At 70.5% G+C, this 21,571-nt stretch carries 21 protein-coding genes and 1 pseudogene; 10 read left to right on the forward strand and 12 right to left on the reverse strand.

The annotated features are described in order from the left end of the window. Positions 1-158: 158 nt before the first annotated feature. A complete protein-coding gene (locus tag ACFVT1_RS00960) occupies positions 159-1,049 on the reverse strand; it encodes a S1 family peptidase (RefSeq protein WP_389791342.1) in 891 nt (296 codons plus the stop codon). A gap of 141 nt (positions 1,050-1,190) precedes the next feature. Between ACFVT1_RS00960 and ACFVT1_RS00965 the strand changes: the two genes are divergently transcribed. The 8 genes from ACFVT1_RS00965 (at position 1,191) to coaA (ending at position 8,811) form a co-directional block, all read left to right on the forward strand. After that, positions 1,191-2,192, forward strand: a complete 1,002-nt coding sequence (locus ACFVT1_RS00965; RefSeq protein ID WP_389791344.1) for a GlxA family transcriptional regulator — start codon at positions 1,191-1,193, stop codon at positions 2,190-2,192. Between the two features lie 325 nt (positions 2,193-2,517). After that, positions 2,518-2,934: a hypothetical protein gene (locus tag ACFVT1_RS00970; protein WP_389791346.1), complete on the forward strand. Its 417-nt coding sequence runs from the start codon at positions 2,518-2,520 to the stop codon at positions 2,932-2,934. Positions 2,935-3,008: 74 nt separating this feature from the next. Beyond that, entirely contained in the window at positions 3,009-3,263 is a 255-nt protein-coding gene (locus tag ACFVT1_RS00975; RefSeq protein ID WP_389791348.1) for a winged helix-turn-helix domain-containing protein, read from the forward strand. Between the two features lie 304 nt (positions 3,264-3,567). Beyond that, complete coding sequence (locus ACFVT1_RS00980; RefSeq protein ID WP_389792209.1) at positions 3,568-3,945, forward strand: ATP-binding protein; 378 nt, start codon at positions 3,568-3,570, stop codon at positions 3,943-3,945. Between the two features lie 245 nt (positions 3,946-4,190). After that, positions 4,191-4,727, forward strand: a complete 537-nt coding sequence (locus ACFVT1_RS00985) for a hypothetical protein (protein WP_389791350.1) — start codon at positions 4,191-4,193, stop codon at positions 4,725-4,727. A 191-nt stretch (positions 4,728-4,918) separates the two neighbouring features. Continuing rightward, complete coding sequence (locus ACFVT1_RS00990) at positions 4,919-5,866, forward strand: hypothetical protein (RefSeq protein ID WP_389791352.1); 948 nt, start codon at positions 4,919-4,921, stop codon at positions 5,864-5,866. Positions 5,867-5,870: 4 nt separating this feature from the next. Continuing rightward, the gene (locus ACFVT1_RS00995; protein WP_389791353.1) at positions 5,871-7,619 is read left to right on the forward strand and encodes a M16 family metallopeptidase; all 1,749 of its coding nucleotides are present in this window, start codon (positions 5,871-5,873) and stop codon (positions 7,617-7,619) included. A 193-nt stretch (positions 7,620-7,812) separates the two neighbouring features. Then, positions 7,813-8,811, forward strand: a complete 999-nt coding sequence (gene coaA, locus ACFVT1_RS01000; RefSeq protein ID WP_389791355.1) for a type I pantothenate kinase — start codon at positions 7,813-7,815, stop codon at positions 8,809-8,811. A 276-nt stretch (positions 8,812-9,087) separates the two neighbouring features. Here coaA and glmM read toward each other — a convergent pair whose 3' ends face one another. From glmM to ACFVT1_RS01030, 6 genes and pseudogenes are all read right to left on the reverse strand, one after another. Then, positions 9,088-10,446: a phosphoglucosamine mutase gene (gene glmM / locus ACFVT1_RS01005; RefSeq protein WP_389791357.1), complete on the reverse strand. Its 1,359-nt coding sequence runs from the start codon at positions 10,444-10,446 to the stop codon at positions 9,088-9,090. A gap of 276 nt (positions 10,447-10,722) precedes the next feature. Beyond that, positions 10,723-11,250 (reverse strand): 30S ribosomal protein S9, encoded by a 528-nt coding sequence (gene rpsI, locus ACFVT1_RS01010; protein ID WP_362195979.1) that lies wholly within the window; start codon positions 11,248-11,250, stop codon positions 10,723-10,725. Positions 11,251-11,294: 44 nt separating this feature from the next. Continuing rightward, entirely contained in the window at positions 11,295-11,738 is a 444-nt protein-coding gene (gene rplM / locus ACFVT1_RS01015) for a 50S ribosomal protein L13 (RefSeq protein ID WP_072486702.1), read from the reverse strand. Positions 11,739-12,016: 278 nt separating this feature from the next. Beyond that, positions 12,017-12,907, reverse strand: a complete 891-nt coding sequence (locus ACFVT1_RS01020) for a hypothetical protein (RefSeq protein ID WP_389791359.1) — start codon at positions 12,905-12,907, stop codon at positions 12,017-12,019. 151 nt (positions 12,908-13,058) lie between these two features. Next, positions 13,059-13,802 carry an ATP-binding cassette domain-containing protein gene (locus ACFVT1_RS01025; protein WP_389792211.1) on the reverse strand — a complete coding sequence of 248 codons (744 nt, stop codon included), beginning with the start codon at positions 13,800-13,802 and terminating at the stop codon, positions 13,059-13,061. Between the two features lie 366 nt (positions 13,803-14,168). Beyond that, positions 14,169-14,570, reverse strand: a pseudogene (locus tag ACFVT1_RS01030) (ATP-binding cassette domain-containing protein); the annotation flags it as partial. Positions 14,571-14,768: 198 nt separating this feature from the next. On the opposite strand from ACFVT1_RS01030, the gene ACFVT1_RS01035 reads away from it, so the two are divergent. Further along, the gene (locus ACFVT1_RS01035) at positions 14,769-15,620 is read left to right on the forward strand and encodes a hypothetical protein (protein WP_389791361.1); all 852 of its coding nucleotides are present in this window, start codon (positions 14,769-14,771) and stop codon (positions 15,618-15,620) included. Positions 15,621-15,637: 17 nt separating this feature from the next. Further along, positions 15,638-17,572 (forward strand): hypothetical protein, encoded by a 1,935-nt coding sequence (locus ACFVT1_RS01040; protein ID WP_389791362.1) that lies wholly within the window; start codon positions 15,638-15,640, stop codon positions 17,570-17,572. A gap of 24 nt (positions 17,573-17,596) precedes the next feature. Here the strand turns inward: ACFVT1_RS01040 and truA are convergent, their stop codons facing one another. The 5 genes from truA to rpsK form a co-directional block, all read right to left on the reverse strand. Next, positions 17,597-18,451, reverse strand: coding sequence for a tRNA pseudouridine(38-40) synthase TruA (truA, locus tag ACFVT1_RS01045; RefSeq protein WP_389791364.1), 855 nt, complete (start codon positions 18,449-18,451; stop codon positions 17,597-17,599). 87 nt (positions 18,452-18,538) lie between these two features. Continuing rightward, positions 18,539-19,042: a 50S ribosomal protein L17 gene (gene rplQ, locus ACFVT1_RS01050; protein ID WP_389791366.1), complete on the reverse strand. Its 504-nt coding sequence runs from the start codon at positions 19,040-19,042 to the stop codon at positions 18,539-18,541. Between the two features lie 237 nt (positions 19,043-19,279). Continuing rightward, positions 19,280-20,302: a DNA-directed RNA polymerase subunit alpha gene (locus ACFVT1_RS01055; RefSeq protein ID WP_024755423.1), complete on the reverse strand. Its 1,023-nt coding sequence runs from the start codon at positions 20,300-20,302 to the stop codon at positions 19,280-19,282. A 106-nt stretch (positions 20,303-20,408) separates the two neighbouring features. Continuing rightward, entirely contained in the window at positions 20,409-21,035 is a 627-nt protein-coding gene (gene rpsD / locus ACFVT1_RS01060) for a 30S ribosomal protein S4 (RefSeq protein ID WP_093897256.1), read from the reverse strand. A 30-nt stretch (positions 21,036-21,065) separates the two neighbouring features. Further along, positions 21,066-21,470: a 30S ribosomal protein S11 gene (gene rpsK / locus ACFVT1_RS01065; RefSeq protein ID WP_003956432.1), complete on the reverse strand. Its 405-nt coding sequence runs from the start codon at positions 21,468-21,470 to the stop codon at positions 21,066-21,068. Between the last annotated feature and the right edge of the window lie 101 nt (positions 21,471-21,571).

The following is a 21,571-nucleotide window of genomic DNA, read 5'->3' on the forward strand; positions in this document are numbered from 1 at the left end:
GGCCGGTGAGGGGGCCGGGTCGCCCCGTACCGGCGGCCCGGAGCCGGACCGACGGTACGGGGCCGCACCACCGGCGAGGGCGCCGCGCCACCGGCCCGGGGACCGGACCACCGGTACGGGGACCGGACCACCGGTACGGGGCGTGCGCCCCCTCCCCGTCAGCCGTTCTTGTGGATGGTCTTCCGGATCCAGCCGGAGAACGCGGGCACCTTGCTGTAGAGCCCCGGCCCGGTCGCGCACTTCGGGTCCCAGTCGCCGTCACCCGAAGTGGTCCCGACGAGCTCCCAGTGGCCGTTCCTCCCGCGCTGGATCTGCGGGCCGCCGGAGTCCCCGACACACGCCATGGCTCCCGGCTTCGGACTGACCGTGCACAGCCGGGTGTCTCCCTCGCGGCCGAAGCACTCGGCCGCGGAGCCCCTGCGGGTGTCCAGCTGCTGGAGCCGCTCGGGGAACACCACCTTGTCGAGGTCGCTCGTGTCGACGACGGTCCCGAAGCCGAGAACCCGGGTGGGCGTACCGGCCGGTCCCGCCTCCTTGGCCATGCGGATGGGCTTCTCGGCGACAGGGCGGTCCAGGCGTACCAGAGCGAGGTCGTTCTGGTTGGGGGCGCCGTTCCTGCCGGGTTCGGTGCTCTGCCCGCCCTGCTGGTAGCGGGGGTGGATCACCACCTTGTCGATGGTGCGGACGGTGCCTCCGGACTTGCGGTGCTCACTGCCGATGCGCACCTTCCCGGTCCGGTGGATGGGCAACTCGGGGTCGACGCAGTGAGCCGCCGTGAGCACCCACTGCCGGTCGATCAGCGTCGCCCCGCACTGGGCGTCGGCCTCCACCATGGGGATGGTCGCCATGAACGGGTAGCGCTGCGTCGAGTCGTTCCCGTTGACGACGGCCCCGGCGCTGCCGGTCATCGCCGTGGCACCGAGGACGGCGGCCGCGCCGACCGCCGCGGCCGCTCTGGCGAGCAGGCGGCGCCCCCGTCGCGGGGAGCGGGCGCCGGGGCCGTCGAAGGCGTCGGAGACCGGGCGGGAGTGGGAGTTCGGACGGTGCATGTGGTGGCCTTTCGAGGATGGTGGTTCAGCGGTGCTCGGGCCGGGCGTCCCCTCGCTTCCGTCCCTCACCGCTGTTCATCCTCCGTGCCGGGTCCGGCCCGAAACAGCCGCCTGAATGTCACCCTCGGCTAAATTCTGGACATGTCAGTGATCGCCGTCCTCGCCCTCGACGGGGTCCCCGGCCACCAGCTCACCACGCCCGCGCTCGCGTTCGCCACGGCCGCCCGGCACCACCCCACGGTCGCCTACGACCTGCGGATCTGCGCCGCCCCGGGGTTCGCGGGGACGAGCGGCCCCGGTGCCTTCCGCATCGAGACCCCCTGGGGCCTGGACGGGCTCGACGGCGCCGGCACGGTGCTGGTGCCGGGGCACGAGGGCTTCCGCGACGCACCCGCGCCCGAGGTCGTCGAGGCCCTCCGCGCGGCGGTCGCGCGCGGCAGCCGCATCGGCGCCGTCGGCACCGGGACGTTCACCCTCGCGGCCACCGGTCTCCTCGACGGCCGCCGCGCCTCCACCAGTCGCCGGCACACGGCGGAACTCGCCCGCCTCCACCCCCGTATCGAGGTCGACCCCGAGGGCACGGCCATCGGCGACGGCCCCTGCCACAGCGCCGCGGGCGTCCTCGGAGGTCTCGATCTCTGCCTCCGTCTGATCACCCTGGACCACGGCGAAACCGTGGCCATCGAGACCGAGCGGCAGGTGTTCATGCAGCTCCACGCACCGGCCGACGACGCCGATACCGATACGGGGTACAACGCCGTCACCCCTCCCGGCAGCGCCATCGAGCCGACCACCCGGTGGATGGAGGCCAACCTGCACCACCCGCTGGCCCTCACCGACATCGCCGCCCACGCGGGGCTCGGCGTCCGCAGCCTCACCCGCCGTTTCCGCGCCGAGACCGGCCTCACCCCGCTCCAGTACCTGCTCCGCACCCGTATCCAGCGGGCCCAACGGCTCCTCGAACGCACCGACGAACCGGTGGAGCGCATCGCCGCGCAGACCGGCCTCGGCACACCTGCCAACCTGCGCCACCACTTCCAGCGGCTGACGGGCACCAGTCCCAGCACCTACCGCACGGCCTTCCGCGCCCTCGTCACCGACCTCACCCGGCCGGAGCGGGAAGGAGCCGGGCCGTCGTCCTGAGACCGGGCCACCGCCCTGAGACCGGGCCACCGCCCTGAAGCCGGGCCACCGCCCTGAACGGCCCGGCTCCCGGCTGCCGGCTCCCGGCGCACCGGTGGTTCAGGTCGTCCGCGAAGGTGTCGAAGTCGTAGCCGTCCCAGACCGGGGTCGAGCGCCCGTGCCCGCGCCGGTCGTGCGCGATGCCCCGGAACCCGTGGGGTCACGACCGCCTCGGGCGGCAGCGCCGGGGGCGCAAGTCTCCATTTCGGCAAGTAGTTGCTACCATGGCAAGTAGATGCCAAGGCGGGCAACGGGGTGCCCCCGGCGGCGACGGAAGGGATATGCCATGCGTGAGCAGGTCGATGCAGCCGCGGCGTTGAACGGGATTGCGCGGATCGAGGCGACCGCGCGGGCGCGAAGTCGCTGGTATGTCGGCTACTTGTGGCTATTCGCCGTCTGGCAGCTCGTCCTGGTTCCTGCCGTGCTGCTGTGGCACGGGCCGACGGGGGCACTGGTCAGCGCACTTGCGAATGCTCTCGTGGTCATGGGGCTGTCTCTGTTCGCCACGCGACAGCCTGTGGTTCCGCGCGGCTACGGCGGCCTGCACCTCAAGGTGATCGGCGCCTGGGCGGCTGTCTACGTCTTGGCCCTCGTGCTCGGCTTCACAATCTTCGTGGGCAGCGTCGCCTTCGCGGCCGCGGCTGCCCTCGCATGCGCGCTGCCGGCCTCCGCGGCAGCCTGGCGGGAAGCGCGCGCCGCATGATGCCGGAAGCCTCGGCGGGTGCGGGACAGGGCTCTCACCCGCGACACGCACTCGCCCCTCTTCTGGCCTCGGCTGTGCGTCTGTCGATCGTCGCAGCTCTCGCTGCTGTGGAGAAGGCCGAGTTCGCCTACGTGCGGGACCTCGTGGAGATCACCGACTCCGCCTTGTCGAAACAGGTCTCACGTCTGGAACAAGCGGGCTGGGTGACAGTCGAGAAGGGGCAGGTCGGGCGTCGGCCGCGGACCTGGCTGTGTCTGACCGAGGACGGAGCAGCTGCTTACCAGCGCCACCTCGCCGCGCTCACGGCAATCGCGGGCCCACTGCGGTGAAGTGACACGGGCAGGGGTGAACGGCTGGTCACAGGTGTGAGCAGCCGATCCCAGCCAGCTCGTCGGATTCTCCTCACCGTGGCCCGGATGCCTTCTACGATCCGGTGCATGCTGGATCCCGAACCCACTGGAACGGATCACCGCGCGGCGTGCGGAACTGGACGAACTCGAAGAACAGCTGGCCAAGCAGCCGGCGGAGGTACGGGCCGAGCGGGACGAACTCGCCGTCGCCGAACGGGGCCTTGAGCGGGTGAGCGAACGGATCTCGGCCGCGCCGTTACCCGGGCAGGTGGGCGGACAGCCGGTGACGCTGATCCCGCCCCGCGCACCGGGTGTGGAGGAGGCCACGCTCCCGCCGGCGACCGAGCAACTCCGGTCCTGGGCGCTGCCGCTGGACGACGCCGGGCATGTCATCGCCGAGCTGGCGTCCAACGCCGCGCTGCACGGGCACATGCCGGGGCGGGACTTCCGCATCATGCTGAGCGTCACTGGCGGCACGCTCCGTATCGAGGTCGCCGATGCTCGCGGGGACGTGCTGCCCCGCGTTCCGGAGCGGAACGACGACTCCGAGGCGGGGCGCGGGCTCCTGCTCGTCGAGGCGATCGCCATCCGGTGGGGCGTGCGGGTCGGCCCCTTCCCCCGCAAAACCGTCTGGGCAGAGGTAGCCCTCACCGGATCGTGACAGTCACGACCCGGTATGTCACGTCCCGGTGAACCACGACCTGGTGAACCACGACCCGGCGGGCCCCGACGTAAAAGGCTTTTAAGGCTTTGGAGAGAAGGAACTTCCCCAACCCAACCCCAACCCCTACCCCGGCCTCACGCAGAGGCACACACACGAGCCAGTCACTCACACGAGTGAGGATCACCAACTCAGCTGGATCTCTGCTCGGTTGGCAGGCATATGCTCGCCCCACAACCCCAGACATGCGTCGGCCCCCGGCCGGGACTGCAATCCCGATCGAGGGCCTGACCAACGAGGAAGAGAACAGCTTCCTGATGGATACCCAGCAGATTAGCGCGCCCCCACGCACCCCGTCTCCCGTTCCTGAGGGCGCCGCGTCGCAGTCCGGCGTCATGCACATCAACTCCCGCCACACGACCCGCTTCACCGTGGTCGGCAACCACCTCGCCCAGCACCGCGAGCTCTCCCTCCTCGCGATCGGCCTCGCCACCCACATCCAGTCGCTGCCCACCGGAGCGAAGGCCGGGATCAAGACCCTCACCGAGCGCTTCCCGGAGAGCGAAGCCCGCATCGCCGCCGCACTACGCGAACTGGAAGCCCACGGCTACCTGAAGCGCACCCGCGAACGCCTCACCCACCTCCTCCCACCCCCACGCACCCCGCTCCACCAGCCCACCCCGCTCCAGAACTGCAACCTCTGCGACCGCGCCTTCCGCTCCCCCACCCCCGGCAACTGCCGCGACTGCGCGAGCGGGCCACCGCTCACGGGGCAGCCATGAGCGGCCCTGCCCCGGCCCACGGAAGTCGCTGTCTCGCTGTCAGTACGGACTGCTAACCTGCGTTTTCTTCACATACTCTCCACGCACACACGTTCGCTCGACCGCTTTCTTTCCGTCCCACCTGCACGCCCATGCGCGCTCGGAGCACCGAGCCCGTGCGGCAGCCGGTCGCGGCCGCTCCGAGGACTGTCATGTCTCCCACCGCTCCCCCGATACGCGCGGAGTTCGATCCGTACGTCAACATCCCCTCGCTCGCCGAACTCCGGAACGTCGTGCGCAACGACGACTGGGCGTCCACCGAGGCGTACTTCGGCTTCCTCGACCACGAGGACGACCGGGCGATCGCCGCAGGCATCTTCCACGACCTCAGCTCCTCCGAGCGCTTTCTGGAGCGGGTCGTCGCCGAGCACCCCGGTTCCGCCCTCGCCCGGACTCTGCTCGCCATCCGGTACATCGGCGTCGGCTGGGAGATCCGCAGCTCCTACCGTGCCGAACACGTCTCCCGCGACCAGTTCCGGCAGTTCCACACGTGGTTGCGGCGCGCGGAGAAGCTGCTCATCGACGTGTGCGCCGAGCACCCCGCGTACGCGCTTGCCTGGGCAACCCGCCTGACCACCGCACGAGGGCTCGAACTCGGGCAGAGCGAGGCGCGGCGGCGTTACGACCGGCTGGCCGAGCACCACCCGCACCACATTCACGGGCAGACCCTGCTGCTCCAGCAGCTGTGCCCCAAGTGGGGCGGCAGCTGGGAGGAGGCGCACGGGTTCGCCCGCGCCTGCCTGGAAGCGGCGCCCCCGGGCAGCCACGCGGGCCGGCTCATCGCCGAACTGCACCTGGAGCGCTGGCTCGACGACGCCGAGAACGGCCACAGCGACCACCTGCGCTCGATCCAGGTCCGGGACGAGATCCTGGCCGCCGCCGCCCGCTCCGTGCAGCACCCCGACTACCGGCCCGGATTCCACTGGGTCGGCGACCACAACGACTTCGCCGGGGCGCTGAGTCTGGGCGGCCACCACCGCGAGGCCGCACCGTTCTTCCGCACTCTCGGCGACAAGGCCACCAAGACGCCCTGGGGCTACTTCGGCGGCGAAGAGGCCCAGTTCCTCAAGCACCGCAAGACCGCACTGTCGAAGGGCTGAGCCGATGTCCCAGGAAACCTCCGCACACAGACCCGACACGGCCTCCGACCCGGAGATCCGTGAGACCGAGGTCGACGGCATCCGTACGGTGCTCGCCGCGGCCCCCGGCCCGGTCACCGCGGGCCTCTTCTTCCGCGTCGGAGTCGCCGACGAGACCCTCGCCACCGCGGGCGTCACCCATCTCGTCGAACACCTCGCGCTGCACCGCCACGGCGTGTCCGACCTGCACTACAACGGCGCCACCGCCGCCACGTACACGCTCTTCCACGTCACCGGCACGCCGGAGGAGGTCACCACCTACCTCAACGGTGTCTGTGCGGCCCTGCGCGATCTGCCGATGGAGCGGCTGGAGACCGAACGCGAGATCCTGCGCACCGAGGCGGCGGGCCGCCGCGTCGGCCCCAACCACCAGCTGCCGCTGTGGCGTTACGGCGCCCAGGGCTACGGGCTCAGCAGCTACGACGAGCTCGGCCTCTGGCATCTGACCGCCGAGGACGTACGCGACTGGGCGCGCACCCGCTTCACCCGTGACAACGCCGTCCTGTGGATCACCGCCGACACCGTGCCGGAGGGCCTCGACCTCGCCCTCCCGGCAGGCACGCCGCAGCCGCTGCCCGCCCCGACGTCGGCGCTCCCCGTCACCCCCGCGTACCTCACGGGCCGCAGCGGCGGCGTCGTCCTGGACGGCATCGTCCGGCGTTCGACGGCGGCGACGCTCTTCACCGAGGTGCTCAGCCGCGCGCTCTTCACGGACCTGCGCCAGAAGGGCGGCTACTCGTACACCGCCGAGGCCGGTTACAGCCCCCGGGACAACGGCTTCGCGACCGTCACCGCCTTCGCCGACGCGCTCCCGAAGAAGCACGGCGCGGTGGTCGGCGGCTTCGTCGACGCACTGGCCCGACTGCGGGCCGGCACCATCGAGCAGTCCGAACTCGACTCGGCCCGCGCCAAGTTCCTCAAGCAGTTCGACGCCCCGGACGCCGGCGCGTCCCGGCTTCCCTCGTACGCCCTGAACCTGCTGACCGGGCACCGCAACCTCACCCCGCACGAGCACCGGGCCGAACTCGCCGCCGTCACCCTCGGCGACCTGCGCGAGGTCGCCCGCGAGCTGCACGCCACGGCACTGCTCCAGGTCCCCGGCCGGGGCGCCGACTGGGCCGGCTTCACCGAGGCCCCCCAGTGGTCCGCCACGACCGGGACGAGCGCGGGCAGCCGGCACCGGTCACTGGAGGACGACTCCGTCCTGCTGACGGTCTCCCGTGAAGCCGTGTCCCTGACCACCGCCGACGGCACCGTCGTCGTCCGGTACGACGCGTGCGCGGCGATGCTCGTCCACCCGGACGGCGGCCGCCACCTCACGGGGCTCGACGGCTTCCAGATCCGCGTCGAGCCCACGCTCTACAAGGACCTCACACCGAACCGCCTGGCCGTGATCGACGCGGGCGTGCCGTCCTCCGCGGTGATCCCCGCGCCGACCCGCGACCCGGACCGCATCCCCCGCCCCGAGCGGCAGGGCGGCCGCCGGAGCAGCACACCTCAGTCCAAGGGCGCCCGGCTGGTCCGGACCGTCCTCATCTGGCTGTCCGGCATCACGACGGTGATCTGGGGCCTGATCGCCTCCATGTCCATGGTCATGGAGCTGGACGAACCGCACCCGGATCCGGTCACGATCATCCTGATCTGGCTGCTGATCGTGCCGCCGCTGGCCCTGCTCATCGCCCTGCGAAGGGGGCGTGCCAAGCGAGGCGGCTGACGAGCGCCCGCGCCGGAGCCCTCGCGCCGCGGCGCGCCGTATGCCGATCTGCGAACCGTTCCGGTCCCTGCGGGGCTCGGGGGGCTCGCGGGTGACACGCTCGCCCCCGAGCCCCCCGGAGCCGATGTGGCCGCTGTCCACACGTGACCGAGCCCACCCCCCGCTCCGTCAGAACTCCCGCGACAATGAACATGTGATCACTTCGCCGCCACGAAGCAGCACCCCCCGACGCGCCGAGCACGCGGCGACGCCGTACGTCGATCTGTCGCGCGCCGAGTGGAGCGCCCTGCGCGACAAGACGCCGTTGCCGCTGACCGCCGACGAGGTGGAGCAGCTGCGCGGGCTCGGGGACGTCATCGACCTCGACGAGGTACGGGACGTCTACCTGCCGCTCTCCCGGCTGCTCAACCTCTACGTCCAGGCCACCTCGGGTCTGCGCGGCGCCCTGAACACCTTCCTCGGGGACGCGGGCAACGGGCACGGGGCGCAGCGCGGCACCCCGTTCGTCATAGGGGTCGCGGGCAGCGTCGCGGTCGGCAAGTCCACCAGCGCCCGCATCCTCCAGGCGCTGCTGGCCCGCTGGCCCGAGCACCCCCGTGTCGAACTCGTCACCACGGACGGGTTCCTGCTGCCGATGAAGGAGCTCCGGGCGCGCGGGCTGATGTCGCGCAAGGGGTTCCCCGAGTCGTACGACCGGCGGGCCCTGACCCGTTTCGTCGCCGACATCAAGGCCGGCAGGGACGAGGTGACGGCGCCCGTCTACTCGCATCTGATCTACGACATCGTGCCCGGCGAGCGGCTCACCGTACGGCGCCCCGACATCCTGATCGTCGAGGGGCTGAACGTGCTGCAGCCCGCGCTGCCCGGCAAGGACGGGCGGACCAGGGTCGGGCTCGCCGACTACTTCGACTTCAGTGTGTACGTGGACGCGCGGACCGAGGACATCGAGACCTGGTATCTCAACCGGTTCCGGAAACTGCGCGAGACGGCGTTCCAGAACCCGTTCTCGTACTTCCGCAAGTACACCCAGGTCTCCGAGGAGGAGGCCATGGAGTACGCGGCGACGATGTGGCGGACCATCAACAAGCCCAACCTGGTGGAGAATGTCGCGCCCACCCGGGGGCGTGCCACTCTGGTGCTGCGCAAGGGACCGGACCACAAGGTCCAGCGGCTGTCCCTGCGCAAACTCTGAGGCTTCGAGCCCTTTCAGCAGCGTCCGCGTGCCGCGTCCGCCCCTGATCGTCCCCGCCGGCCGCACGGACGAGGTCGTGCACCTGCGGGAGAGCACCGCCGGTACGGCGCATGCCGTGGCGACGCCCGGGGCCGCCTGACGGAGCGGGCCCGCACACCGGCCGAGCCCCCACCGACAGCAGGACCCACCCGGCGTGTGGCGCCGGACGGGCCCCGGCCGGCACCGCGACCGGCCCGGACCTGCCGGTGCGGGCCCGGCGCCCGGCCGCCGCCCGGACTAGCCGAGTGCCGACTTCACCACATCGGCGAGCCGCTCCGCGACCGCCCGTGCCTGCTCGATGTCGGCCGCCTCGACCATGACCCGTACCAGCGGCTCCGTACCCGACTGGCGCAGCAGTACGCGCCCGGTGGTGCCCAGCTCGCGCTCGGCCTCCGCGACCGCCTCGGCCAGCTCCGGGGAGGTGCCGACCCGGGACTTGTCGACATCGCGGACGTTGATCAGCAGCTGCGGCAGCCGCTGCATGACCCCGGCCAGCTCGGCGAGCGAGCGGCCGGTGGCGGCGACCCGGGCCGCCAGCAGCAGGCCGGTCAGCGTGCCGTCACCGGTCGTGGCGTGGTCCAGGACGATGACATGGCCGGACTGCTCGCCCCCCAGGGCGTACCCCTCGGCCTTCATCGACTCCAGGACGTAACGGTCGCCGACGGCGGTCTGGACGAGCTGGATGCCCTCCCGCTCCATCGCGAGCTTGAAGCCGAGGTTGGACATGACCGTCCCGACCACGGTGTCCTTGCGCAACTGTCCGGCCTCGCGCATGGCGAGGGCGAGCACGGCCAGGATCTGGTCGCCGTCGATCTCCTCGCCCCTGCCGTCCACGGCGAGGCAGCGGTCGGCGTCGCCGTCGTGCGCGATGCCGAAGTCGGCCCCGTGCTCGACGACGGCGGCCTTCAGCAGCTCCAGGTGGGTGGAGCCGCAGCCGTCGTTGATGTTCAGGCCGTCCGGGTCGGCGCCGATCGTGATCACGTCCGCGCCGGCCCGCGCGAAGGCCTCGGGAGAGACCCGGGAGGCCGCGCCGTGCGCCTCGTCGAGGACGACCTTCAGCCCGTCGAGCCGGTTCGGGAGGACGGAGATCAGGTGGGCGACGTAGCGGTCGAGGCCCTCGGCGTAGTCCGTGACCCGGCCCACTCCCGCGCCCGTCGGACGCGCCCAGGGCTCACCGGTGCGGTGCTGCTCGTAGACCGTCTCGATCCGGTCCTCCAGCTCGTCGGCGAGCTTGTGACCGCCGCGGGCGAAGAACTTGACACCGTTGTCCGGCATGGCGTTGTGGCTGGCGGAGAGCATCACCCCGAGGTCGGCGCCCAGCGCGCCGGTGAGGTGCGCCACCGCGGGGGTGGGCAGCACACCGACCCGCAGGACGTCCACGCCCGCGCTGGCCAGACCGGCCACGACCGCGGCCTCCAGGAACTCTCCGGACGCACGTGGGTCACGTCCCACCACGGCGGTCGGCCGATGCCCCTCGAAGGTGCCCGCCTCGGCAAGCACATGCGCCGCAGCGACCGACAGACCGAGCGCGAGCTCGGCCGTCAGATCCGCGTTGGCGACACCGCGCACACCGTCCGTGCCGAAGAGTCGTCCCACTGGTGTCCTCCGAAGATGCTCCGAAACCACAAACCGAACAAACCGATCCGAGCCAGGCCGAACCAGGCCGAGCAGGACCGAATCGGGCCAAGCCGAACCAAAGTCGAACCAAAGCAAAGCAATGCAAAGCGAAAGAAAAGCAGCACCGCAACGCTACGCATGTAAGCGTATGAACGTCTTATGCCGTTATACGCCCGAGAGTGCCGATAGACGAACGCCCCGGCAAGCACGAGGTGTGCCGCCGGGGCGAACGTGTAATGCAGACGAGCAGGCGGTTTAGCGCTTGCTGTACTGCGGGGCCTTACGGGCCTTCTTGAGACCGGCCTTCTTGCGCTCGACCGCACGGTCGTCGCGGGAGAGGAAGCCGGCCTTCTTCAGCGGGGCGCGGTTGTTGTCCACGTCCGCCTCGTTCAGCGCGCGGGCGACACCGAGGCGCAGGGCGCCGGCCTGACCCGAGACACCGCCACCCGAGATGCGGGCGATGACGTCGTAGCGGTTGTCGAGCTCAAGCACCTTGAAGGGCTCGTTGACTTCCTGCTGGTGCACCTTGTTGGGGAAGTAGTCCTCAAGGGTGCGACCGTTGATCTTCCACTTGCCGGTGCCCGGGACGATCCGGACGCGGGCGATGGCGTTCTTCCGGCGGCCAAGGCCGGCGGCGGGCTGCGGGTCGCCGAAGCGGGACGCCAGCGACTCGCTGGTGTACTCGCCCTCGACGGGAACCTCGGACTCGAAGGTGGTCACCTCGGCGAAAACCTCTTCGCCCTCGACGCCCTCGACGGGGTTCTCAACAGTGGTCTCGGCCACGATTCTCCTCAGATCTTTCTTTTGGTCTTAGGGGGAGGCCGGAACTACTGCGCGACCTGGGTGATCTCGAACGGGACCGGCTGCTGAGCAGCGTGCGGGTGCTGGTCGCCCGCGTAGACCTTGAGCTTCGAGAGCATCTGACGGCCCAGGCTGTTCTTGGGGATCATGCCCTTGATGGCCTTCTCGACGGCCTTCTCGGGGCTCTTGGCGAGCAGCTCGTCGTAACGGACGGAGCGGAGACCACCCGGGAACCCGGAGTGGCGGTACGCCATCTTCTGGGTCTTCTTGTTGCCGGAGAGGTGAACCTTCTCGGCGTTGATGATGATGACGAAGTCGCCCATGTCCATGTGGGGGGCGTAGATCGCCTTGTGCTTGCCGCGGAGGAGGTTCGCAGCCGTGGTGGCCAGACGGCCCAGGACGATGTCCTGCGCGTCAATGATGTGCCACTGGCGCGTCACATCGCCGGGCTTGGGGCTGTACGTACGCACGGTCGTAGCCTTCGCTTCTTCAGTGAGTGGGTCCTGACAAGGCCACCCGGACGATCACACCAGCCTTGGCGGCGCTACGGGGACGCAACCCGAGTGCCTGCCGCTGGTCATCGGCCCGGTGGACCGGCGTAAGGGCCCCTCGCGTGAGAACGACCAAGCCAATACGCATAACGAACCAGAAGAATACCGCCGCTCCCCCGTGCGGGTCAAAACAGCCCTCGAACCCCGTCCCCGCCAGGCATCGGCTGCCCCGAAGCCTGGCGTACGGGCGCCCGGAATCAGGCCTGGGCGGCCACGAACAGGTCCTCGGCGACCTCGGCGGTCAACGACCGGTCGAGCCAGTCGCTCAGCACATCCAGATCGGCACAGGAAACGATCCGCCCCCGCACCTGCTCGGACACCGCGACCCCCCGCTTGGAAAGAATGCGCAGAATGTCCTCGGCGCGCCCCTCGGCACGCCCCTCGGCCCGCCCTTCGGAACGCAACCGCTCAGACGTCTCCGAGCGGAAGAAAGAGAGGTCGACAGACATCAGATCCCTCCAGATCTGTGCGGCCGGAGCGGAGCCCAGGCCGAGTTCGGTGAGCTCGGCGAAGATCATCGCCGTGTCGTCGTCAACGGTCTGCAGTGCGGCAGCCAACGCTTTGAGTATGGCACCGGCATTCGGATCTTTACCATGCGTGATGGCCGAGAGCGTGGCGAGGGGAATGTCCCTGGCGGCAGCGTCCGAGTCGGTGAAGACAGGCACATTGTGCGGCCCGAGCACCAACGGACGGAGCGACAGGGTCGGCCATGTCGTGGGGCCGATCGCCACCGTCTCGGCGGCCCACTCGGCCGTGGCCCTGTCCTGGCACGTCACCAGGAGTAGCGGAGGGAGCCGGTACTTCGCGTAGAGGTGAGCCACGTAGTAGGCCCAGCTGCCGGGTTTGCCACGGTCCTTCTTGCCCTGTGCCTCCACGGCAAGCAGATAGCTGTCGCCTTCAGCGGCATCGATCCGCAGAAGGGTGTCCACCCGTCGTTCGAGCGGCTGGATCTCGGTGAGATCGGTGGGCATGAGGGACACCGCGACGGGTTCCGGAAAAGGGAGCCCCAACGTGCGGAAGGTCCGCGCAAAGACTCCGGGATCCTCCTGGAAGATCCTGTGCATCGCCTCGTGTGATGAGCTGACCATGCGGCCACGCTAGGGACACGGCACCGGACACGTCCGCCCTTCGCGGAGCGCTCACCCGGACGGGTGAGCACCACCCCGGCACCTCCCCGGCACCTCCCCGGCACCCCCACCGGGTCCACGCCGCACACCCCACCGCACCCCCGGCGGAGCGTCACCGTGCCCGTTGCACCCTCCGCTCGTCCCACACCGGCTCCGCCGTCTCCCGTACGACGCCGTCCGAGCCGAACACCAGGTACCGGTCGAAGGACTTCGCGAACCACCGGTCGTGCGTGACGGCCAGCACCGTCCCGTCGTACGCCTCAAGTCCGTCCTGCAGGGCCTCCGCCGACTCCAGGTCCAGGTTGTCCGTCGGCTCGTCCAGCAGCAGCGCCGTCGTGCCCGCCAGCTCCAGGAGCAGGATCTGGAACCGCGCCTGCTGCCCGCCCGACAGCTTCTCGAACGGCTGGTCGCCCTGCCGCTCCAGCTCGTACCGCCGCAGTACGGACATCGCCCCGCCCCGGTCCTTGGCGTGCTCGGTCCACAGGATCTCGACGAGCGTGTGGCCCAGCAGCTCCGGATGGGCGTGCGTCTGCGCGAAGTGCCCCGGTACGACGCGCGCCCCGAGCTTCCACTCCCCCGCGTGCGCCACCGGCTCACCCGCGAGCAGCCGCAGGAAGTGCGACTTCCCCGACCCGTTCGAGCCGAGGACGGCGACCCGCTCCCCGTAGAAGATCTCCAGGTCGAACGGTTTCATCAGCCCGGTCAGCTCCAGCCCCGTGCAGGTCACCGCCCGTACGCCGGTCCGCCCGCCGCGCAGCCGCATCCTGATGTCCTGCTCGCGCGGCGGCTCCGGCGGCGGCCCCGCGTCCTCGAACTTCTTGAAGCGGGTCTGCATCGCCCGGTAGCGGGACGCCATGTCGGGGCTGATCGCCGCCTGCTGCCGCAGCCGGTGGACCAGCGCCTTCAGCCGGGCGTGCTCCTCCTGCCAGCGCCGCAGCAGCTCCTCGAACCGGGCGAACCGGTCCTTGCGGGCCTGGTGGTACGTATCGAAACCGGCACCGTGCACCCACACGTCGCTGCCCGCCGGACTCGGCTCCACGCTGACGATCTTCTCGGCGGCCCTGGACAGCAGCTCCCGGTCGTGGGAGACGAAGAGGACCGTCTTGCGGGTCTCCTTCAGCTTCTCCTCCAGCCACCGCTTCCCGGGGACGTCGAGGTAGTTGTCCGGCTCGTCGAGCAGCAGCACCTCGTCCGGACCGCGCAGCAGCGCCTCCAGCACCAGCCGCTTCTGCTCACCGCCGGACAGCGTGCGCACCTCGCGCCACTGCGCCTTCTCGTACGGGACACCGAGCGCGGCCATCGTGCACATGTCCCACACCGTCTCGGCCTCGTATCCGCGGGCCTCCGCCCAGTCGCTCAGGGCCTGCGCGTACGTCATCTGCGCGGCCTCGTCGTCAACGGTGAGGATCAGCTCCTCGGCCCTGTCGACCGCCACGGCGGCCTCCTGGATCCGGGGCTGGGCGACGGAGACCAGCAGGTCCCGGACCGTGCGCTCGTCCCGCACGGAGCCGACGAACTGCCGCATCACCCCGAGCCCGCCGCTCACCGACACCGAGCCGCCGTGCGGCTGGAGCTCCCCGGCGAGCAGCCGCAGCAGGGTGGTCTTCCCGGCGCCGTTCGCCCCCACGAGGGCGACCACGGCCCCGTCCGCGACCCGGAACGAAGCATCGCCGAGCAGCACCCGCCCGTCCGGTAGGTAGTACTCCAGGTGGCCCGCTTCAAGATGTCCCATACACAGCATTGTCACGGGCCGCGAAGCCCTGGCCCAACCGGTTTACGTGCCCGGACCCAACCGGTTGGGGTTCCGTCTAGGATTCGCCGCATGAGCTTTGGGCAAGGGGAGCCCTCGTGGGGGCCCGGGGGCAATCAGACCCCGGACTGGGCAGCGCTGGCCGACGAGTCCGCCGCGCGCAACCGTCGCAAGAAGTGGCTGCTGATCGGCGGGGGCGTGCTCGCCACCGCGGCCGTCGGCGCGATCGTGGCGGCGGCAGTCATCTCGGCCGGCGACAAGGGCTCCACCGGCACCGGCAAGAACGCGCGCGAACTCCCGGCACCGACCGACCTGCCGAACGAGACCGCCGAGCCCGAGCCGTCCTTCTCCTCGGTGGCCCCGGCGCCCCCGCCGGACCCGAAGGACTACATATCCGACGCCAAGAAGGACAGGGCGCCGATCACCGTCGACGCGTTCTTCCCCGGCAAGAAGCTGACGACGGGCGACCGCGTCTACCTCAAGGGCGCGACCCAGCAGACGAAGAACTGCGCCGCGACCGCCAAGGGCGCGCTCGGCTCGATCCTCGTCGACAACGGCTGCGACCAGGTCATCCGGGCCACGTACAGCAGGGACGGAGTCGCCGTCACCGTCGGCCTCGCGGTCTTCACGACGGAAGCGCAGGCCAAGAAGGCCGCCCAGCAGTCCAGCGGCAGCATCGCCACCCTGAGCGGCTCGGGCGTGCCGGCCTTCTGCGCCGCCGGATCGGTGTGCCGCCGCACCTCCAACTCCTACGGCCGCTACGCCTACTTCGCCATCAGCGGGTACACCGGCGGCAAGGACATCACCAAGACCGACAAGAAGGCCTACGCCACCGGTGACGACCTGACGAACTTCACGTTCCGTCAGATCCGCCACCGCGGTGAGCTCCAGGCCTCCGCCGCGGCCACCGCACCCGCCGACTGACCCGCCCGGGGAATCGCGTGCGCCTTCCGTTCCTCCTCACCCTTCCCCGCGTGCTGCGCCACAGCGCGGCCGTCGGCGCCGACCTCCCGCCGGACGAGGCCGTCGTCCTCGACGCCCCGGACGCCGCGCTGCGCACCGCCCTGACCTCGGCCGCCGAGGGCGACCACGGCCCCGCCCGCGAGCTGCTCGCCGCGACGCGTGAGCACACCCAGTGGGAGCTGCGGGACGGCTACGTGTCCCGCCTCGCCGAGGCCGCCCTGCACAACCCCGGCTGGCTGGACGCCTGGCTGGCCGAATCCCCCGAGGACCCGGACGCGGCTCTGGTCCGGGCGGACCTCTGCATCGACCGGGCCTGGGAGATACGTACGGCGGAACGCGCCAGGCACGTCTCACGCGACCAGTTCCAGGCATTCTTCGCGCTGCTGGAGGACGCGGCCCCGGTGATCGGCAGGGCGGCCGACCTCAACCCCGCCGACCCCGTGCCGTGGCGCATCGCCCTGGTCCACGCGGTCGGCAGCCAGGCCCCGCGCGAGGTCTTCGACGGCTACTGGGCCCGCGCCCTGGCGTGCGACCCGCACCACTACGGATGCCATGCCGCGGCCCTTCAGTACCGGTGCGCGAAGTGGCACGGCTCGCACGAGGAGATGTTCGACTTCGCCGAGAGCGCGGCCGCCGCGGCCCCGCCCGGTTCGAAACTGCACGCACTGCCCCTGCTCGCGGCGCTGGAGTACGCCGTCCTGTCCCCCTCCCCCGGCGCCCCGGCCGGTCCCGACCCGTACGCACCACGCGTCGAGGCGGCGGTCGCCCGCGCCCTGGACCTGTCCGCCGCGTACGGACCGGGCAGCCACGAGGCGGCCGGCTTCCGCAACCACCTGGCCCTGATGCTGCTGCGCGCGGAGCGCTGGGACGAGGGGCTGGAAGCCTTCCGCACCATCGGCGTCCATGCCACGAAGTACCCGTGGGCGTACTTCGGCGACGACCCGCGCCAGGAGTTCCTGGACACCCGCTCGGGCATCCGTATCCACGTGGCCACCCTGACCCCGTTCTTCGGCCGCCCGCCGCAGCCCCGCACGGCCCCCGCCGCCCCCGCCTGGACGCCGGGCGCTCCCTGCGCGGTCGCGATCGCGGCGGCCCGCCCGGCGGACGTGGCGCAGGCGGCCCTGATGTGCGGCGTCTCGCTCCGCACCGCTCCGGCGACGGCCACGCACACCTACGTCGAGGCCGTCCCGGAAGTCCGGCCCGCCAAGCGCTCGGTCCTGTCCACGGAGGACCCGCTGACCACGGCGGCGGACAACTTCACCACGGGCGAGAAATGGCCCACGCTGGTCCTGCGCCGCACGCCCGAACGCTGCGGGTTCACCCTGTTCCTCAAGGGCAGGCCGCTGGCCGCCCACGAGTGGAACGCCACCTCCCCGGCCCCCGACCACACCACGGTCGCCGCCACGGCCGAAGCCCTGTCCCGCGCCTTCGCGCGCACGGACCCCCGCCCGCTGATCCACATCCTCCGGTCCATGGGCAACCCGCCCCGCCACCAGTCGGACCTCCTGGCGGCTCTCTCCTTGCCCCCACTGCCCCCGGGCTTCGGTGACCGCCCCGAAGTCCTCGACACCCTCCCCGACGCCCGGCTCCTCACCCGCCGCGGCCTGCTGGCCGGCATGCGCTCCACCATGACCACCCAGGACGGCGAGCACCCACCGGCCCCGGACGGCCACAAACCCCGCTCGCCACGATGGTGGCTGCTCCGCGTCCTGGCCCTGCTGCTGTTCACGGCGTCCGCGGTCCGCAGCTGGTCCGGCCCCGGCATCAGCCCGGTCGGCGCGACGGTGGTCACGGTCTCGGCCCTGTACGTGGCGACCCGGCTCACGGGCGCCTGGCGACAGCGGCGCCGGGCCGGCAGAGCAACGGCACCGGCACCACCCCCGGCACCGTCCCCGTCCCCGTCCCCGGAGTGAGCGAAGCCCTCTCGCACGGAGGGCTCAGCAGCAACCGTCCCCGGGGAGCGTGCGCACGTTGCGCGCCTCCTTCGCACGGGCGGCCAGCGACTCGGCGGCCGGGTAGGCCACTTCCTCCAGCGTCAGCCCATGGGGACGCACCACATGCACTCCGGGATCCCGCACCCGCGCCGCCAGCACCCGCGCGGGCCACTCGGCCGGCCGGCGCCCGTCCCCGACGAACAGCGCCGCCCCGATCAGCGCCCGCACCATGTTGTGGCAGAACGCGTCGGCCTGCACGGTCGCCGTCATGATCCCGGACGCCCCGTCCCGTACCCAACTCAGCTTCTGCAGCGTGCGGATGGTCGTCGCGCCCTCGCGCTTCTTGCAATAGGCGGCGAAGTCGTGCTCCCCCACCATCCGGGCCGCCGCCTCGTTCATCGCGTCGATGTCCAACGCCCGGTCGTGCCACAGCACATGACCGCGCAGCAGCGGATCCACCCCACCGGGACGATCGGCGACGCGGTACGCGTAACGGCGCCACAGCGCCGAGAACCGGGCGTTGAACCCGGCCGGCGCCTCGGCGATCCGCCAGATCCGCACGTCGGGCGCCATCCGCCCGGCCATCCGCCGCAGCAGCTTGTCCGCGTGCTCGGCCCACACCTCGGCCGGCAGATCGACATGGGCGACCTGGCCCCGGGCGTGCACCCCGGCGTCCGTGCGCCCCGCGACGGTCAGGTCGTACGTCCGAGAGGACCGCGTCACGGTCCTCAGCGCGTCCTCGATCTCCCCCTGGACCGTCCGCCTGCCGGTCTGTTTGGCCCAGCCGGAGAAGTCCTTGCCGTCGTAGGCCAGGTCCAGCCGCACCCGCACAAAGCCGGGCTCCACTTCGTCACTCACCGAAGGATCCTTTTCTGCCAGTACATACGGAACGGGCCCGCACCGCCCCGAAGGGTGATGCGGGCCCGTCCAGTGGTCTCAGAACGCTCAGGCGTCCTTGGACTCGGCGTCGGCCTCGGCCGGCTTGGCGTCCTCGACGACCTCGGCCGCAGCCGCGTCCTCCTTGAGGGCGTCTTCCTTGACCGCACGCTTCGTGGCGGCCTCGGCCTCACCGGTGGCCTGCTGGGCCACGGTCAGCGCCTCGACCAGCTCGATGACGGCCATCGGGGCGTTGTCGCCGCGACGGTTGCCGATCTTGGTGATGCGGGTGTAACCACCGGGGCGGTTCTCGTACCGCGGGGCGATCTCGGTGAAGAGCGCGTGCACGATGCCCTTGTCCGTGATCGACTGCAGCACCAGGCGACGGTTGTGGATGTCGCCCTTCTTCGCCTTGGTGATGAAACGCTCGGCGACCGGACGCAGGCGACGGGCCTTGGCCTCGGTCGTGGTGATGCGGCCGTGCTCGAACAGCGACTTCGCGAGGTTGTTGAGAAGAAGCTTCTCGTGCGCAGCGCTGCCGCCCAGACGGGCGCCCTTGGCGGGCTTCGGCATGGTTTTTCTCCTTGTGTGCTGCACCGGCCGTATCAGGTACCGGTGTCAGTTCCCGTGCGGCGGGCGCCACACGGAAGATCAAGAGCCGATCGGGCCACCGATCACAATCGAGCCCGTCCGGCGATTGAGGACAACGCCCTCACGCCCGAGCCCATAATCAAGCCCGTCCGGCGATTGAGGACAAAGCCCCACCCCGGTCCGGGGCACCCGGGAAACCCGGGCGCCCCAGCCAGTGTTCTAGTACTGCTCGGTCTCCACGAAACCGGCGTCCGCGTCGTCGTCGGCGCCGAACGCGTCGGCCGCGGCCGTCGGGTCGAATCCGGGCGGGCTGTCCTTGAGCGCGAGGCCCATGCCGGCCAGCTTCGCCTTGACCTCGTCGATCGACTTCGCACCGAAGTTGCGGATGTCGAGCAGGTCGGCCTCGGAACGAGCCACGAGCTCACCCACGGAGTGGATGCCCTCGCGCTTGAGGCAGTTGTACGAGCGGACCGTGAGCTCCAGCTCCTCGATCGGCAGCGCCAGATCGGCGGCGAGCGCGGCATCCGTCGGCGACGGGCCCATGTCGATGCCCTCGGCGTCGATGTTGAGCTCGCGCGCCAGACCGAACAGCTCGACCAGGGTCTTGCCGGCCGAAGCCATGGCGTCACGCGGACGCATGGCCTGCTTGGTCTCGACGTCGACGATCAGCTTGTCGAAGTCGGTGCGCTGCTCGACACGGGTCGCCTCGACCTTGTACGTGACCTTGAGCACCGGCGAGTAGATGGAGTCGACCGGGATGCGGCCGATCTCCTGGCCCGCCTGCTTGTTCTGGACCGCGGAGACGTAGCCGCGACCGCGCTCGACGGTCAGCTCCATCTCCAGCTTGCCCTTGCCGTTCAGCGTGGCCAGGACCAGGTCCGGGTTGTGGACCTCGACACCGGCCGGCGGGGCGATGTCAGCAGCGGTGACCAGGCCGGGGCCCTGCTTGCGCAGGTACATCACGACCGGCTCGTCGTGCTCCGAGGAGACGACCAGCTGCTTGATGTTGAGGATGAGGTCGGTGACGTCCTCCTTGACGCCCGGCACGGTGGTGAACTCGTGCAGGACACCGTCGATCCGGATGCTGGTGACAGCGGCGCCCGGGATCGAGGAGAGGAGCGTGCGGCGGAGAGAGTTGCCGAGGGTGTAGCCGAAGCCCGGCTCCAGCGGCTCGATGACGAACCGGGAGCGGAACTCGTCAACGACCTCTTCGGTCAGCGACGGACGCTGAGCGATAAGCATGTTGGTTCCTTCAGTCGTGGGCGCCCACTATTTGACGCCCCCAGATACTGACAAGGGTACGGGCGGCACGACCCGAAAGGGCCGTACCGCCCGGACCCGCGAGCGTCTACTTGGAGTAGAGCTCGACGATCAGCTGCTCCTGCACCTGGGTGTCGATCACCTGGCGCTCGGGCAGGGAGTGCACGAGGATCCGCATCGTCGACGGCACGGCTTCGAGCCACGCCGGTACGGTGCGCTCGCCGGCCTCGGCCTGGGCCACCTGGAAGGGGGTCAGGGCCTTGGACTTCTGACGAACCTCGATCACGTCGTTCACGGCGACGCGGGCCGACGGAATGTCGGTCTTCGTGCCGTTCACCGCGATGTGTCCGTGACGCACCAGCTGACGGGCGTGGTCGCGGGACTTGGCGAAGCCTGCCCGGTAGACCACGTTGTCGAGGCGGGTCTCAAGGATGCGCAGAAGGTTCTCACCGGTCTTGCCGGTCTTCTGGTTCGCTTCCTTGTAGTAGTTCACGAACTGTCGTTCGAGGACACCGTAGATACGCGAGCACTTCTGCTTCTCACGAAGCTGAAGGAGGTACTCGCTGTCCTTGGTGCGCCCGCGTCCGTGCTCACCCGGGGGGTAAGGACGGATCTCGATCGGGCACTTCGCGCTCTCGCACTTGCTGCCCTTGAGGAACAGCTTCTGCTTCTCCCGACGGCAACGCTTGCAGTCGGCCCCGGTGTATCGCGCCATTTTCCAGTTGTCTCCGTTGCTTCAGACGGATCAGACGCGGCGGCGCTTGGGCGGCCGGCATCCGTTGTGCGGAGTGGGGGTGACGTCCTGGATCGAGCCGACCTCCAGGCCGGTGGCCTGGAGCGAACGGATCGCGGTCTCGCGGCCGGAGCCCGGACCCTTGACGAAGACGTCAACCTTGCGCATGCCGTGCTCCTGCGCGCGGCGGGCGGCCGACTCGGCGGCCATCTGCGCGGCGAAGGGGGTGGACTTGCGCGAGCCCTTGAAGCCGACGTGGCCGGCGGAGGCCCAGGAGATCACGTTGCCCGAGGGGTCCGTGATCGAGACGATGGTGTTGTTGAACGTGCTCTTGATGTGCGCGTGGCCGTGAGCGACGTTCTTCTTTTCCTTGCGACGCACCTTCTTGGCTGCGCCCTGACGACCCTTGGGGGGCATGTCTTGACTCCAGATGGAGAGGGGAGGTGATCGGTCCTACAGCGAAGACCGCTGGTTGCTGCGGACGGCCGGTGATCCGGACGACCGCAGTGCGTCCGCTG

It is taken from the genome of Streptomyces sp. NPDC057963 (genome assembly GCF_042887155.1).
In the GTDB taxonomy this organism is placed as follows: Bacteria; Actinomycetota; Actinomycetes; order Streptomycetales; family Streptomycetaceae; genus Streptomyces.